The organism is Vibrio sp. N418 (assembly GCF_000222565.1).
GTDB lineage: Bacteria > Pseudomonadota > Gammaproteobacteria > Enterobacterales > Vibrionaceae > Vibrio > Vibrio scophthalmi.
Map to the genome: position 1 here is coordinate 32,213 of NZ_AFWD01000077.1, position 14,256 is coordinate 46,468.

General features: G+C 43.7%; 12 protein-coding genes and 1 tRNA gene. 8 read left to right on the plus strand and 5 right to left on the minus strand.

Annotated elements, in window-relative coordinates:
• Positions 1–142 precede the first annotated feature (142 nt).
• Both hemH and RH86_RS16575 read left to right on the plus strand, forming a co-directional pair.
• Positions 143–1,099, plus strand: coding sequence for a ferrochelatase (hemH, locus tag RH86_RS16570; RefSeq protein ID WP_009387383.1), 957 nt, complete (start codon positions 143–145; stop codon positions 1,097–1,099).
• Positions 1,100–1,596: 497 nt separating this feature from the next.
• On the plus strand, positions 1,597–2,262 hold the full coding sequence (locus RH86_RS16575) for an oligogalacturonate-specific porin KdgM family protein (RefSeq protein WP_009387384.1): 666 nt from the start codon (positions 1,597–1,599) through the stop codon (positions 2,260–2,262).
• 74 nt (positions 2,263–2,336) lie between these two features.
• On the opposite strand, the gene RH86_RS16580 is transcribed toward RH86_RS16575, so the two are convergent.
• Positions 2,337–2,774, minus strand: a complete 438-nt coding sequence (locus tag RH86_RS16580) for a DUF411 domain-containing protein (RefSeq protein WP_009387385.1) — start codon at positions 2,772–2,774, stop codon at positions 2,337–2,339.
• A 14-nt stretch (positions 2,775–2,788) separates the two neighbouring features.
• Complete coding sequence (locus RH86_RS16585; protein ID WP_009387386.1) at positions 2,789–5,542, minus strand: heavy metal translocating P-type ATPase; 2,754 nt, start codon at positions 5,540–5,542, stop codon at positions 2,789–2,791.
• A gap of 474 nt (positions 5,543–6,016) precedes the next feature.
• Here RH86_RS16585 and chiP point away from each other — a divergent pair, with 474 nt between their 5' ends.
• The 4 genes from chiP (at position 6,017) to RH86_RS16605 (ending at position 10,825) form a co-directional block, all read left to right on the plus strand.
• On the plus strand, positions 6,017–7,141 hold the full coding sequence (chiP, locus tag RH86_RS16590; protein WP_009387389.1) for a chitoporin: 1,125 nt from the start codon (positions 6,017–6,019) through the stop codon (positions 7,139–7,141).
• Between the two features lie 84 nt (positions 7,142–7,225).
• Positions 7,226–7,822: a DUF2057 domain-containing protein gene (locus RH86_RS16595; protein WP_038219833.1), complete on the plus strand. Its 597-nt coding sequence runs from the start codon at positions 7,226–7,228 to the stop codon at positions 7,820–7,822.
• A 206-nt stretch (positions 7,823–8,028) separates the two neighbouring features.
• The gene (gene gltX / locus RH86_RS16600; RefSeq protein ID WP_009387392.1) at positions 8,029–9,453 is read left to right on the plus strand and encodes a glutamate--tRNA ligase; all 1,425 of its coding nucleotides are present in this window, start codon (positions 8,029–8,031) and stop codon (positions 9,451–9,453) included.
• Positions 9,454–9,862: 409 nt separating this feature from the next.
• The gene (locus RH86_RS16605) at positions 9,863–10,825 is read left to right on the plus strand and encodes an OmpA family protein (protein WP_009387393.1); all 963 of its coding nucleotides are present in this window, start codon (positions 9,863–9,865) and stop codon (positions 10,823–10,825) included.
• Positions 10,826–10,911: 86 nt separating this feature from the next.
• On the opposite strand, the gene RH86_RS16610 is transcribed toward RH86_RS16605, so the two are convergent.
• The 3 genes from RH86_RS16610 to RH86_RS16620 form a co-directional block, all read right to left on the minus strand.
• Positions 10,912–11,418 (minus strand): Fe3+-citrate ABC transporter substrate-binding protein, encoded by a 507-nt coding sequence (locus RH86_RS16610; protein ID WP_009387394.1) that lies wholly within the window; start codon positions 11,416–11,418, stop codon positions 10,912–10,914.
• 286 nt (positions 11,419–11,704) lie between these two features.
• A tRNA-Arg gene (locus RH86_RS16615) sits at positions 11,705–11,781 on the minus strand.
• Between the two features lie 53 nt (positions 11,782–11,834).
• Positions 11,835–12,971 carry a flagellar assembly protein FlgT gene (locus RH86_RS16620; RefSeq protein ID WP_009387395.1) on the minus strand — a complete coding sequence of 379 codons (1,137 nt, stop codon included), beginning with the start codon at positions 12,969–12,971 and terminating at the stop codon, positions 11,835–11,837.
• Between the two features lie 163 nt (positions 12,972–13,134).
• On the opposite strand from RH86_RS16620, the gene RH86_RS16625 reads away from it, so the two are divergent.
• Together RH86_RS16625 and flgP are read left to right on the plus strand one after the other, a co-directional pair.
• Positions 13,135–13,770 carry a FlgO family outer membrane protein gene (locus tag RH86_RS16625; RefSeq protein WP_005593536.1) on the plus strand — a complete coding sequence of 212 codons (636 nt, stop codon included), beginning with the start codon at positions 13,135–13,137 and terminating at the stop codon, positions 13,768–13,770.
• A gap of 8 nt (positions 13,771–13,778) precedes the next feature.
• On the plus strand, positions 13,779–14,210 hold the full coding sequence (gene flgP / locus RH86_RS16630) for a flagellar assembly lipoprotein FlgP (protein ID WP_005593535.1): 432 nt from the start codon (positions 13,779–13,781) through the stop codon (positions 14,208–14,210).
• The last annotated feature ends 46 nt before the right edge of the window (positions 14,211–14,256 follow it).

Below are 14,256 nucleotides of genomic sequence, written 5' to 3' on the forward strand. Positions count from 1 at the left end.
CTAAGAGAAAAAATTGCTATAGTAAAGGCGACCTAATGGTCGCCTTTTTTATTTGCTTTTTAAGTGTTTAAACCCGCGAGAAGTTTGATCGCTTTTTAGCGTGAGCGCGTATCTAAATTCTTTCTACCGTCGATAGGATGCCATGAATAACAATAACAAACAGGGTGTGTTACTGGTTAACCTCGGTACGCCAGACGAGCCAACCGCGCCAGCGGTAAAACGTTTCTTAAGCCAGTTTTTGCATGATAAACGAGTTGTGGATATGACTCGCTGGTTATGGTGTCCATTGCTGCATGGAGTGATTTTACCTCTTCGTGCACCCAAAGTGGCTAAGCTTTATCAATCAGTTTGGATGGATGAAGGTTCACCGCTGATGGTGTATTCCCAGCGCCAAGCGGCAAAGTTGGCTGCACAACTTGATATTCCGGTCGAATTAGCCATGACTTACGGTAATCCAAGTCTGTTGTCTGGTCTGCAAGCATTAATGGCGCAGGGCGTGGAGGAGGTAATTGTATTGCCCCTTTATCCGCAGTATTCAGCGACGACAACGGCCGCTGTTTCTGATGGCCTAACATTAGCCTTCAAACAGATGGCAGTAATACCAAGCTATCGTTTAGTGCGTGATTATCATCAGCATCCACTCTACATCAAAGCGCTTGCGGATAGTGTGCGCCGTTCATGGCAAAAGAACGGACAGGCTGATTACTTGCTCTGTTCATATCACGGTATTCCTCAGCGTTTTGCTGATAATGGCGATATTTACCCAATTCATTGTCAACAGACGACGCAGCTACTCCAGCAAGAGCTAGGATTAAGCGATGAGCAAATTGGCATGACTTACCAATCGAGATTTGGTCGTGAAGAATGGTTACAACCCTACACCGATAAAACCCTCGAAACGTTACCAAGTAAGGGTATTAAATCGATTGATGTCATGACGCCAGCCTTCGCGGCCGATTGCTTAGAGACGCTAGAGGAAATATCAGAAGAGTGCCAAGCCTTGTTTAAACAGCACGGTGGAGAACGCTTTAACTTTATTCCATGCCTCAATGATGATGATGGTCATATCGAGATGATGCGAACTCTCGTGGAAAAGTAAGTGTTTATAGCTCTAGTGAATGCAAATTGAAGCCACCGCAAGGTGGCTTTTTTATGCCTGTTTCTCACGATGGGTGGACACAAAGAGGTACGGGATATGTTGGCAGCGCGAGTAATATTCATTTGCTTACTGAATGAACCGTGATCGAGGTCCGATTATTATTATGGAAAATTAACAAACAACTCAATCAAGCTAAAAGCGGTGTGATACCAATAGCACTCAGCGGTTATTTTTCTATATTGACTGTGATTTGGATCGTCTCACTGGTCACTTAGAAGTTTTTATGTTTTGTAAGTGCATGAAATATTGGTATTAAATATCATGCGATGTTTTTACGTTGCGTCAGATCTCACTCGTCTTTGCTGCATTTTTATCTGCCAAATTAATTCGCCACTATAGAGCCAAGCCAGGGATGAAGCTCCTTTTATGCGATCAATAACGATGTTCACTCATCCAACAAGAATCGCGGCAATATTTATTTATTAAGGCAGATTATCATGAAAAAAATTCTTACTCTTAGCGCACTTTCGCTTGCTTTCGCCTCTACTGCATTTGCAGGGTCTTCTTATGTAACGGGCAATGTGCAATTCCATTCTGATGCGCAACCTAATGCGACTTCAACACTAGAAGCTGGCCATACCTTTGATACGGGTACCACGCTTTTGACGGAGTTTGATGGTATTTCATTGGGTAAATACGACGATGACGCGCTTCAAGACAACGGCTTAGGCAATTCGCCATATATTACTTTGGGTATCGAGCAAAGTTACTCGGTGAATGACAACTTATGGGTAGCCGTTGGTTATCACCATCTATTGAATAACGGTGAAACGGTACAGTATCGCCCATTGGTGAAAATTGGTTATAACTTCGATAACGGTATTGCGATCAGTAACCGCACACGCTACCACGATGTAAAAGATGGCGAAGATCAACTTCGTTTTGATAACCGTATCGGCTACAGCGTGAATCCAGAACTGACATTAAGCTACAATAATGTTTACGTTCGTAATGATGGCGATGCCGATAATTCGATGGATCACGAGCTTCGAGCGACCTGGACTCGCCAAGGTGTTCAACCTTACTTTGAGTACCGCAATCAAGGTAACGGTACTGACGCAACCAATAATGCCTTTGTTTTTGGTGCCTCTTACGGTTTTTAACAACGATAAAATAGAATCTTGCTCATCATAGAACAAAGCCCAGCATTGCTGGGCTTTTTCAGTGTGGTATGTGTTTAACGATTACCTTGGTAAACGTTGTACTCAAACACTTGGCCGCGTTCGTTATAGGCGTATACCGCGTATGAATCTTTTTCATCGCCATATTCCATACCAGGAGAGCCCATTGGCATGCCTGGAACTGCCAAGCCTTTTGCGTTCTTTGGTGGATTGGCCAGAAATGATTTAATATCGTCAGCGGGGATGTGGCCTTCAAAAACGTAACCGCCAATTTCAGCAGTATGGCAAGATGCCAACTTGGGAGCCAAGCCTAGCTGTTGTTTTACCGCATTCATATCATCATGCAGTTTCTCTTCAACCGTGAAACCCGCATCTTGCATGTGTTTCGTCCATTCTGTGCAGCAACCACAGTAAGGTGATTTATGGTTAATCACATCCGCTGCGAATGCTGAACCTGAAGATGCTAGCAGCAGTGCTAAAGAGAGTGTTTTCATTGTCATAGTTGCCTCTAAGAACGATTTGTAGTTTTAAATAGTCGTAGTCGTAGTCGATTAGCGTTACTTACCACCGTAATAGAAGAAAGTGCCATTGCTGCACCGGCCACTACGGGGCTAAGTAAAAAGCCAAATGCTGGGTATAAGACACCGGCAGCAATTGGAATGCCTAGAGAGTTATAGATAAACGCTCCAAACAAATTTTCTTTCATATTTTTTACCGTTGCTTTGGATAGTTCAATCGCATTGACCACCGCTAACGGCGAGGAGTTTAGTAGCGTCATTTGCGCACTTTCTATCGCCACATCACTGCCGCTGCCCATCGCAATCCCAATGTCGGCAAGCGCTAGGGCTGGCGCGTCATTCACTCCATCCCCGACCATAGCCACTTTGTGCCCTTGCTCTTTTAGCTGTTGCACTTGCTGAGCTTTTTGATCAGGGAGAACTTGTGCAATGACACTCTTAATCCCTAGTTGTTTCGCAATCGCATTGGCGACCGCTTGATTGTCACCAGTTAACATAACGGGTTCGATCTGCATTGCTTTAAGTGCTGAGATGGCACTGAATGCTTCCGGCTTGATCGGGTCGGCAATCGCGATGACCGCTTGAGCGATATCAGAAACGGTAAGGATCACTGGTGTCCAAACGCGTTGCTCACATTCAGATATCGCCGTATCAAAGTGTGACAAATCCACATTGGTTTGCTGAGCTTGTGGCAATGAAATAACGGCAATCGCTTGATTATCCAGTTGCCCAGTCACACCTTTACCGCGTAAGTTATGAAAGTCATGCACTTCTTTAAGCTCAATGTTTTCAAGCTTTGCTTGATTGACAATCGCTTTAGCTAATGGATGCTCTGAGTATTGCTCTAAACTTGCCGCTATTTGTAGCCATTGTGCTCGTTGGCTCTGTTGGCTGAAAATCTGCTCAACGCTCGGCGTTCCTTGGGTCAAGGTGCCCGTTTTATCAAATACTACGCAGTCTACCTTGCTCGCCGATTGCAGTACGTCAGCATCTCGAATCAAGATGCCCATTTCGGCGGCTTTACCAATCCCTACGGTTACAGAAAGTGGTGTGGCAAGGCCAAGCGCACAAGGACAGGCAATAATCAGTACTGTCGTTGCTACAACTAACATATAACTGGCTTTTGGATCGGGCCCAACGGCATACCATACTAATGCGGCAGCAATCGCGATCGCGACCACCACGGGAACAAACACCGCTGAGATTTGGTCTGCTAATTTTGCGATGGCTGGTTTACTGCTTTGCGCTTGACGAACTAAATCAATAATGCGAGCCAACATGGTGTCACTGCCTACGCTGGTGGCTTGGATAACAATGCTACCATCTTGATTTAATGTGCCCGCTGAGACATGGCTATCGATCTGCTTATCAACGGGCATTGGTTCGCCAGTCAGCATCGATTCATCAATGTATGAGTGGCCACTTAACACGATGCCATCAACCGGGATCTTTTCACCCGGTTTAATACGCAGTTGCATTCCCTGTGTGATCGCTTCTACTGCAATTTCTCGATCTCCTTGCGCGGTGACTAGTGTTGCATTTTTCGGCTGTAGATCGATCAGCGCTTGTAACGATTGAGTGGTACGCGCTTTCGCTTTTGCTTCAATATAGTGGCCCAGTGAAATTAGGCCAATGATCATCGCACTTGCTTCAAAGTAAACATGACGAGAAGCGACAGGAAACCAGTTAGGAAAAATGACGATGACCATTGAAAACAGCCATGCAGCGCCTGTTCCCAAGGCCACTAAGGTATCCATGGTGGCGCGACGATGGGTTAACGCTAACCACGCATTGCTGAAAAAGCTGCGTCCTGCTGTTGCAAGAAGCCATAAGCAGACAAGGCCAATGCCGCCCCAAATCAATTGGTCGTTGAGATTGCGAATCATCATGTTGCCGCCAAATACGCCCCAAGCCATCAATGGCCCACCAATAGCAAGCCCCATCCAAGCGCTTCTTTTATGGTGTGCTTGGTTTTGGCGCAATTGCTCAGCTTGCTTTTCTTGCTGGGTTTTTGGGTCATCAATTAACTGTGCTTGATAACCGAGCTTTGCAACGGCACTGAGCAGTAAATTGCTATTGAGATCGGTGCGATCACTAAAAACTAAAGCACTTTGTTCGGCTAGGTTGACTTGCGCTTTTGTCACCCCCTCAACCGATGCTAATGCGTGCTCCACAGAAGCAACACAACTTGCGCAGGTCATACCGCTGATCAGCAAATTGAACTTATGCCCGGCTGCGATTGAGCTATTCGTTGCTTTCGCGATTACTTTCATTGTTGCAGAGGCTTGTTCTGCATCAAGTTGATGATTTGGCTGATCTTCTGGCGTAATAGATGGATCTGTATCATCTGTAATTGATTCGGAGAGCGGCTGGGCTTGATAACCTGCTTCGGTGACGATATCGATGATCGCTTGATCAGATAAAGTTGTCATCAGCGATACGTTATCTTTACTGACTGAAACTTGGGTAATCGCAGTGTTGCTTTGTAATTGTTGAGTGAGCTTTGCTACACAACGTCCACAACTTAATCCACTAAGCAAAAAACGTTTGTTTATTTCAGCTTGGTAACCTAAAGCTTCGATTTGCTCGACGATGTCAGTTAAGGGGGCTGTCGTTTCAAGTTCGATCAAGGTCGGCGAAAGAGTTTGAATCGAGACGTCAAAGCGCTCGCTAAGGCGTTGTTCTAATTTACGCGCACAGCCCATACAATTTAGCCCTTGTAGTGGGATTGCAAATCTGTTCATTACTTTATCCTCGAACGGTTGATACGACGAAGCATAAACCTTTCCTCAAGGGTAAGGTCAAGCGCTTAGTTGCGATTCATTTTTCTCACCGCTCCTCTTCTGCCTATCTATTTTAACGTTTTATCTTGCGAGTCACCTCAAGGTTCATGGTGAGGAATTATTAATCAACATGAATTGTTCAAAATGGGCTGCGAGTGAGTTAACACGCTCGGACCAATTCGAAAGACAAAAGGTTAAATTAGATAAAAGTGATGCTTATTTTTCTTTGTTTTTTATTTTTAAGTGTATGTTTTAATTTTATTTATTTTTGATTTGGTTTTTTGACTTTGAACTGGATCAGATTCCGATTTTGCGTGTTTTTTATCGATAAAAAAGTTTGCCATATTGGCCCCGTCCAAAATCATTTATCAATCCTAACCACGTCCTAGTTAGTGAATTTGAAAATGGAAAATATATAAAAAATAGGGGTTAAAAATGTCTTATCTTAAAAAAAGCCTACTGGCGACAGCAGTAACAGGCATGATGGTCAGTGGTTCTGCTTTTGCTGATGCGTTTGCAAATAGCGATGTTGAAACTGAGAACTTTCTAACTAAAGACTCATTTGCTTATGAAGTTTACGGAATTATCGCGATGCAGGCCGCTTACCGCGATTACGATACTGGAGTAAAAGCTGATGATGATAAGTTGGGTGGGGGACAGCTGAATAACGAGTCTCGTATTGGCTTCCGAGGCAAAAAGCAGTTTGCCAATCTTGATTCTACCTTTATTTGGCAAATTGAAGGTGGTTATGTTGACCCGAGTTTTGGCGGTGAAGGGGCAGGGCTTGGTGAGCGTGATACATTCGTTGGTTTTGAAAGCGACTCTTGGGGTATGGTCCGACTAGGCCGAGTACTGACTCCAATGTACGAGTTGGTTGACTGGCCAGCTTCTAACCCTGGTCTTGGTGATGTTTATGACTGGGGAGGTGCAATTGGCGGTGCTAAATATCAAGATCGTCAATCAAATACAGTGCGTTGGGACTCTCCATTATATGCTGATAAATTTTCTATCGACGCAGCTGTTGGCGCAGGTGATAAAGCTGGTCTCGGAGATGGGGATGACTACTGGGGAGGCATTGCTGCCCACTATAAAGTAGGTCCACTTCAATTTGACGCCGCATATGAAGGCAACCGTAACGTTAAGTCTGAAGATCAAACTTGGGATAACAACACTTACTTAGTTGGGGTGCAAGGTTGGTTTGAGAACGGTATTTCATTCTTCGCTCAATACAAATACATGGAAGCAGATGCGAGCAACGGTGTTAGCGAAAAGCAAGGCTCGACTTCTGCAGGTTTAATGTATACGACGGGTGATTGGCAATACAAACTTGGTTATGCTGCAAACTTCGATTTAGAACGAGATGGCAAAACTATCGAAGATACTGCTGACGATGTGATTTCTGCGCAAGTCATGTACTTTGTTGATCCATCAGCTGTATTGTATGCGCGAGCTCGAACTCTCGACTTCGGTGATGGAGCGGCAGCGCTAGATACTGGTGAGGCACGTTGGAAGTCAGCTGATTACGATGAATTTTCAGTCGGTGTTGAATACTACTTCTAATCTTTTAGAAACTAAAAAGGGCGATTATCGCCCTTTTTATGTTCATCGCAATGATGAATTTTAACTGGTATGAAAGAGATAATAATGATGAAAAAGACTGCCACTCTCTTAGGACTTTGCGCCCTTATATCAATGCCTACATTCGCAACTGAATTGACTTTGCAAAATGAATTGGTTCCACAAGTACTTAATGGTGAATATGTTTACCCTGAGTTAATTTCAGAGCAAAACTCAATCGAGTTGGAAGATGGTTCGAATCAACTTGCGGTGACGATTGGACAAATTGTTTTTGAAGATGGTAAACGCCGCAAGTTTGACTCCCAGCCATTGTTACTCGAATTTGAAACAGGAAAAAAAACGCAGTTAACACTGACATACAACAAATTCCGTACAATGGATGAAGCAAAGGTTTTTGAACGAAATCCTAAGGTTGTACTCAAAGATAAACAGGGAAATGATGTTGCTTTTTCAATGGTTCAATTGCGTAAAGGTGGTTTACAAGGCTTCCGTGATTACAAACGTGAAGTAGCGAACTATCAAGAAGCGGTAAATAAAAAGACAACGCAAAGCAGTATTGAGCGCTCATCACCTGTCACGAAAACAATCAAAGCCTCTTTTAATGATTTGAGTCGTGAGCAGCAGCAAGAGTTTATGCAATGGGCAATGCGCAACTTAAAATAAGCTTTTTTTATTGTTTTATTTAAATAATTCTGAGGGATGGCAACTAAAATTGGTTTCCATCCTTTTTGCTATCCAGCGCTTTATGGTGCGAAACTTCACACAATCATTGTAGAATTGTCTTTCGATGATAAAATGTTGCCACTTTTTATCCTTGATATAATAACGAGAGATCGCTTTCTCGTGGTATTTACCCCTAAGGAATTCAAATGACGGTTAAAACTCGTTTTGCTCCTAGCCCAACAGGCTACCTTCACGTAGGTGGTGCTCGTACAGCACTCTATTCTTGGCTATATGCTAAACACAACAAAGGTGAATTCGTTCTACGTATCGAAGACACGGATCTTGAGCGTAACTCTCAAGAAGCTGTTGATGCGATCATGGAAGGTATGGAATGGCTAGGTCTTGAGTGGAATGAAGGTCCTTACTTCCAAACTCAACGTTTTGACCGTTACAACGAAATGGTTGATGTGCTACTTGCACAAGACAAAGCATACAAATGTTACGCATCAAAAGAGTTGCTAGACGAAGTTCGTGCAGAACAGGAAGCAAACAAAGAGATGGCTCGTTACGATGCGAACCATCCAAAAATTAAAGCAGCAAACGACGCGGCAAAAGATGGCGATCCATGTGTTATCCGTTTCCGTAACCCGAAAGAAGGCAGCGTTGTTTTTGATGACCAAATTCGTGGTCGTATCGAAATCAGCAACAGCCAAATGGATGACCTAATCATCCGTCGTACAGATGGCTCGCCAACATACAACTTCTGTGTTGTGGTTGATGACTGGGATATGGAAATTACTCATGTAATCCGTGGTGAAGACCATATCAATAACACGCCTCGTCAAATCAACATCTACGAAGCGCTTGGTGCTCCAGTCCCAACATTTGCTCACTGTGCAATGATCCTGGGTGATGATGGTGCAAAACTGTCTAAGCGTCACGGTGCGGTATCTGTAATGCAATACCGTGATATGGGCTACCTACCAGAAGCTCTAAATAACTACCTAGTGCGCCTAGGTTGGTCTCACGGTGACCAAGAAATCTTCTCTCAAGAAGAGATGATTGAGTTCTTCAGCCTAAACGCGATCTCTAAATCAGCTTCTGCGTTTAATACAGATAAGCTACTTTGGTTGAACAACCACTACATTAAAACGTCAGAGCCTGAGTACGTAGCTAAGCATCTACAATGGCATCTCGATCAGCAAGCGCTAAACATTGAAAATGGCCCAGCGATTACTGAAGTGATTAAGCTAGTAGGCGAGCGTTGCAATACCTTGGTTGAATTGGCTGAGCAAATCCGTTACTTCTACGAAGATTTCGCAGAGTTTGAAGCGGGCGCGGCGAAGAAACATCTACGTGGTGTGGCAAAAGAGCCTCTAGAAGTTGCGCTAGCGAAAGTGGAAGCGATTGAAGAGTGGACAACAGAAAACCTACACCAAATGATCGCAGACGTATGTGCTGACTTAGAAATTGGTATGGGCAAAATCGGTATGCCACTACGCGTAGCGGTGACTGGCGGCGGTCAATCACCATCAGTAGATGCGGTAATGCAGCTGATTGGTAAAGAGCGTTGTGTGGCTCGTATCAAGATGGCATTAGCGTTTATTGCTGAGCGTGAAGCAAACGCATAATTATTAGTGCGAAAAAATAGCAGAAGACCGCAGCCATTGGGCTGCGGTTTTTTTTCGTCGCGTAATTAATTGGAATTTCTACCTTTCCTGTTCTACTTTTATTTGTGTCACCGATGAGAAATTGCACAAACAATCAAAATGCTATTTTATGAATCACTCAATGCGCAAATGTGTGCGGTCCTTTACTCAGCTTAAGCTTATCGCTTAAAGCGAGGTTCGATTCGATGATTGTGTATTGATTTTCGGTATCTTATTTTACCTTTAAGATATTGAAAAAATCATTATAGTGCGACCGTTGTCGATAATAATCATACTCTTAGACAACTTAACTTCGGAAGTGACGTAACAAGTCGGTGTTATTTTAGACATCGTCACTTGCTCAAGTAGACAATGGATTAAGGAATTCATGATGAAAAAATTAGCAGTGGTAATTTCAGCCTCTTTAATGATGGCTTCAAATGTGGCAATGGCCGAACCTTACCTAGGTTTAAAAGCCGGTTATTCATGGCTCAACGACGAGTGTAAGACAAACTTTGTTTGTGATGATGATGACTCTGCATCTGCAGGTATCTTTGGTGGTTACGAGTTTAATGACTATCTTGCTTTAGAAGCAGGTTATGACTACCTAGGTAAATTTACCGGTGCTGGTCTACCTGATCGCAGTGTTGGTGCTTTCACGCTAGCGCCAAAACTGAGCGTTGGTTTGACTGATGCGTTGGATTTATACGGTAAATTTGGTGGTGCTTACGTTAATTATGGCTCTAAAGATGATGCGTCTTTCTTAGGCGCATTGGGTCTAGAATATGATGTAATGGAAAACGGCTCTGTCCGTTTAGAGTACCAAGCGATTACCGACATCAATAACGACATCGTACGTGCATTTGCAAACTCAGCAACAATCGGTTTTGCCTACAAATTTGGTGGTAGCGAAGAAGCGGCACCAGAGCCAGTAGCTGAAGAGGTGATGGTTGTTGAAGAAGTGGCTGAAGTTGTTGTGATGACCAAAACATACGAAGCGACACTGTTAGACACAGAAACGTTTGCACTGAACAGTTCTGAGTTAAAGCCAGGAAGCGCGAGCAAGCTTGATGAGTTAGTTGCAGTACTAAATGAGTACCCACAAGCGAAAGTTAGCATTGTTGGCTACACCGATTCATCTGGCGCAGCGGAATACAATCAAGCGTTGTCAGAGAAGCGCGCACAAGCTGTGGCTAATGTTTTAGCTGAGCGTGGTATTGCTACAGATCGCATGGCGGTGAGCGGTGAAGGTGAGAACAACCCGATTGCTGATAACAGCACTCGTGAAGGTCGTGAACAAAACCGTCGTGTTGAAATTACTGTTCCTGAATTTGAGTACCAAGTTCAGCAGTAATTCGTGATTGTTTGACTCTTAAACCATAAATTGAAAGCCTCGAGTAATCGAGGCTTTTTAGTGACAGAACGAAAGAGAAAGTAACCTCATTTGAGGTCAATACTACTGAGCCGGCCCATAAACTCTAATATTTCTAAATTCATCTTATTGGCTTCCAATAGTGCTTTCTTGGTCTTGGTGTAAGCACCGAGTCGACCATGTTTATTGATCGAACATACAACGCTTTTGTAGATCAACTTGCCACTGTCATCATAATTCCGCCATGCAGCAATGTAGCACTCATCTTTCGCATCAGGACTCTCTTTGGTCGGCCGAGGTTTGAAGATGATTTTCGGTTCTAATGAGTGTGGTAAGCGTGTCATTAGGTAAGGATCTTTTAGCAAGCGCCGCCAAAATTTACCCCACATTTCACTACCGAGTTCATTTCGTAGCTTGATCGCCTTCTGCAGGCCTTTCTTCTCCCCGATTTTTAGAAAACCAACCGAGCGATGAAGCACCGTGTCTTCAGGGGTGTGGATATGAATTTTGTAGGCAGTCTTAGCTTTAGAAATAAACCGGTGTCCGGTATTAGTTGTTAAATTGCTCTTTGGCATAATTTTAAATGATATATTTGTTATTAATGAAAGGGTAAGCAATTGTTAATGGATTTTAAAGTGCGAATACTCAATAAAGATAGCTCATCTAAAAATTATTGCTCAAGAACCTGTCTTGCTCACAGAAAAATGAGGTTAAATAAGTAACAGATAGCACATGGTAGAGGGTTGAATAGACTGAAGTATTTATCGGTAATTAATGCCTGACAATTTAGTCGTCGCTAGAGAGAGTTTCAGATCAATCGATAAAGAAAAACCCACGCGCAGAGGCATGGGTTTTAAAAGATGGCGCTCCCGACAGGATTCGAACCTGTGACCTATCCCTTAGGAGGGGATTGCGCTATCCAGCTGTGCCACGGGAGCTAATGAGCATTGATGATAATCAATTAAATGAATATATCCATCAGAAATTGCCTTTAAGGGATGAGCTTGTGCATAACATCGCCAATTTGAATACTATTTGCTAACTCTGGTTGATCGACACTGAGTTCCGCTTCATGTTCGTAGACACGGCCCACGGTGAGCGTGATGTCAGTTGCGGTGACCTTATTACGTGGCAAACCTCGTTGATCGATAAAAGAACCGGTATGCCATAGTTGCAATTTATCACCTTCTCTTACTCCATGGATTCGACCAAGATCCATCGTCAGAGTATTGCCCCATTTAGCAACAATTTCAGGTAAGGTGATTTTGCACGAAACTTCTGATTCTAGATCCAGCATCACATTACGGCTGACTCGTAACATCATATCGCCATAAGTAGAGGCCCAAAAGCGGGCGCTACGAGTGTCAACTTGGCTGGTTTTCGGGAACGGCCACAATGCCACCTCTCGGTAATTTCGGGTGTAGACTTCGCTGCCGGTTTTTCCGTCAAAAATAGTCAGTTCCATGGCGAATTGACGATTGATGGTATCGTCTTTCAATAACTTTTGATCGATGGTTGCAGTGAGATCGGTAATGGTGCCGCCAATGATGTATTGCGCTCCAGTATCTTCGGCGATCATTTTTAGGCGCTCTGGGTTGCGTTTGTTGATCTCAAAATCGGTGGTGCCTACTGAAACAAAGCTGCTCGATTCTTCATCTAGTTGTCGGTTGATCACTTGAGCAAAATCATCGCCGAGGCTATAAACCTGCCCCATAACCGCTTGTTGTGGTGAGGCCAAATCGATATTACCGACCAAAAATGTCTTCTTATATTGATCTACGTGGCAACCTGTTGCCGATGGATAGATATCGATGCGAGCTTTGACCAGCATGACATTTTTACGCAGTTTTTGCTCTTCAACTAAGATATAACGCACTTCGTGGTTAGTGAACTGGTACTCTTTTCGGTCACTTTCTAGTAATGGTTTAAGATTGGAAATACTGCCGATATCCGCACCGGAAAAACTGACTGCTTTGTAGAGCGCGTCTTCTAAAGCGTGTAAACGCGCGGCTTCCTCTGATGAAACAACAGTTGCCATCCCCGTCACTTCATACCATGCAGCATGTGCGAGCGTTGAACTTAAGCTCAGTGAAAACGTAGCCAATAGGCCGAAAACAAGTTTTTTCATATTTTATTTACCAATTAGGTACAGTTTTTGCTTGGTTAATCGTATCAGATTTTGGCATTGCGTTTCTTAATATATACAAACAGAGAAAAGCAAAGAGTGTTCCACTTTTTTATAGAGAGAGAAAAGTGATGAATAAATGCCTAAATGTATCGGAGATCAGAGAATGAAAAAATGGTTAGCTTTAGTGCCTGTAGTCTTTCTGACTGCTTGCGCTTACTCCCCTATTTATAATGGTAAAGAACCTTATCAGGGCAGTCAGTTTATGTTGATGGACAGCCCTCGTCACACTCTCGACTTTTTCGTAGAGAGTTTGACAGAAGAGTTAGTGCAATCGAACACGAGTGTTTCTGCTCGCACACCTATCGCGGTGACTTCGTTTGTTGATCTGCAAAATATGGATGCGACTAACTGGTTAGGCAATAGTGTTTCAGAAGGGTTTATTTATCAATTTCAGCGTCGTGGCTTCAAAGTTGTTGATTATAAGACCACAGGTAGCATACAAGTGACATCGCAAGGTGATTTTGCGTTTAGTCGTGACTGGAAAGATTTGGCAAAAGAACAAGATATTGAATATGTGCTAACGGGGACCATGCTACGTCAAGAAGGTGGTGTATTGGTTAACGCGCGTGTTGTTGGCATGCAATCACGTATTGTTGTCGCCTCTGCACAAGGCTTCCTACCTGCCGATCGAATTGGCCGAGATTTGGATACCTTAAATAGTATTCGTACCCAAGATGGTGTATTGATCCGCTCAGACCCAACCATTCGTCAACCTTACACCGTTATCTTGCGCCCATAGGAGCACCCATGAAGAAGTTATTATTATTGCTGGTTGCATTTAGCATGATGGGTTGCCAGCCTTTAACTCAGATGCGTCCAGATGATTGGCTCACCGCTGTCGGTTATGCCAGTATTGGTGAACAAAAAGGTCGTGATGCGGAAGAAAAACAAGTTCGCGCTATGCGTGCATCAAAGATCGATGCGTATCGTGAATTAGCAGAACAAGTTTATGGCATGCGAGTCAGTGGTCGTGCAGATCTTAAAGATCAACGTCTTGGCACTGAAGTCACCTCCGGTGCGGTCGATGGGGTTATTCGTGGTGCAGAAGTCGTGCGTAGCTATAAGGTAGGAGATACCTACGTGACTGAGTTGCGTCTCGATATTCGTAAAATGAATAAGCTGCGCGATTATGGTGAGGTTCAGCAAGTGCCGGAAAAACGCCAACAAACTCTCTTTTAGCTCTCTATTCTCTGATCTGATGGCAATAAAAAAGCGGCAATTCAAT